General features: G+C 60.6%; 2 protein-coding genes. Both read right to left on the reverse strand.

Annotated elements, in window-relative coordinates; genetic code table 11:
- On the reverse strand, positions 1–890 hold an 890-nt coding region (locus BLQ73_RS30730), incomplete at its 3' end, for a methyltransferase domain-containing protein (protein ID WP_093176446.1).
- Positions 891–1,000: 110 nt separating this feature from the next.
- Positions 1,001–1,411, reverse strand: a complete 411-nt coding sequence (locus BLQ73_RS30735; protein WP_176955801.1) for an MvdC/MvdD family ATP grasp protein — start codon at positions 1,409–1,411, stop codon at positions 1,001–1,003.
- Positions 1,412–1,535 lie beyond the last annotated feature (124 nt).

A 1,535-nucleotide genomic window follows, 5' to 3' on the forward strand; every position in this document is an offset into this window, starting at 1 on the left:
GGCGCCCCAAGCTGGGCGACGAAACACCCGGTCCAGTCATCGAGAATGCTCGGGTCGATCCGGCTTTCACGTTCCTCGCCAAGGCCGATCAGGTAAGCCGATCGCGGGGGACGACCGTGGGGGCGGGCGTTCATGAACGCGACATTGTAGGGATGAAAGCGCCCTGAAGCGGTACCGTCATCGGCAAGCGTGATGTGAGCCAGAGCATTCCCGTTCATCCACCCCCACATGGGCGTGGTGATGGTGCCTCCATCACGGACTTGCCACATCCATGACCAAGGGATGAAACGCACGGAACAGGTGGCGATCAGACGGTCGTACTCGGCGTTCTTCTCATACCCTTGCAACCCATCGCCAACGATCAGAGTCGGCGAGTAGCCGCAAGCTTCGATCGCCTTACGGGCACGAGCCGCAACACCCCGGTCATACTCGATTGAGGTCACAGCATCGCTGCCGAGCCTGTGGCACATCAGTGCGGCGGAGTATCCCGTTCCCGTGCCGACCTCCAGTACGCTTTCACCCTCGTTCACCCGAGCCGCCTCCAGCATGCGGATGACCAGCCCGGGGAACGAGGACGATGACGTCGGGTTGCCGTGAACGGGACCGGGGGCATCGGCAGCCATGACGCCCTCGACCTGTGTAACCCAGGTCACATCGTCATAGGCCAGGCGTAGCCAGCCGGCATCTTCCATCTCACGACGTCTGAGCGGTCTCCATGCAGTTCCCCGCTCATCGCCTGCCGTGGACTGATAGACGGCCTCCCCCAGGAAGAGCTCACGCGGCACCGCTTCGACCGCTTCGCGCCATCTGAGGTTCGTTAGCGCTCCGTCTTCGTTGAGCTTATGAGCCAAGGCCAAGCGCAGTGGAGCAGACTCGGCGGGCAGGGTCATGTGCGATCCTTTGCGACTTGAAGTTGATCGGCAATGGCAGAGGCAATACGAGCTGGGATGGGCTCTGGAAACCAAGCCGATTGTCCGTTCGGGTTGCACTCCAGAAAGATTCATTCTCCGTCTCGGGTAAGGGCGAAATCGAAGGCACCGAAGATCAGTCCGAAGTAATCCAGGTAGGAAAGTATCGAACCGGCGAGCGCTGGGGGAGCCTCGATGATGCCATAAGAAAGCTCGGGGTAGTGCCGCCTCCAATCCAACCCAGAAGCGCCATCGATACGAACGGCGAAGATCTCGTCCCCCACCACGGTAACCCTCAGATCGGCGATCTTCTCTACCCGCTGTTGGAAGAGGTGGGCGGCGCCGCCGATAGTCGGGTCCATTTCTTCAGGGGTAACTGGTTGAGTCCACACGTTGAGCGCTACACCGTTCGCCCGGGCGAACGGCGATGCCCATAACGGCTTATAGACCACCGGACCGGAATTGCCGAAGTCCTTTGCCCGTTCAGGATCATTAGTTATCAAGGTGGGAGGGAGGAGGAGGCCGCATCTAGCTGAGGTGCCTCGAAGGTTCCGGACAGGTCCCCCGCTAGAGTGGGGGTCACCCGGAAGGTAAGAGATTTGGCCCGACAGAGAAAAAGCTTCTCGC

It is taken from the genome of Sinosporangium album, from assembly GCF_900100605.1.
In the GTDB taxonomy this organism is placed as follows: Bacteria; Actinomycetota; Actinomycetes; order Streptosporangiales; family Streptosporangiaceae; genus Sinosporangium; species Sinosporangium album.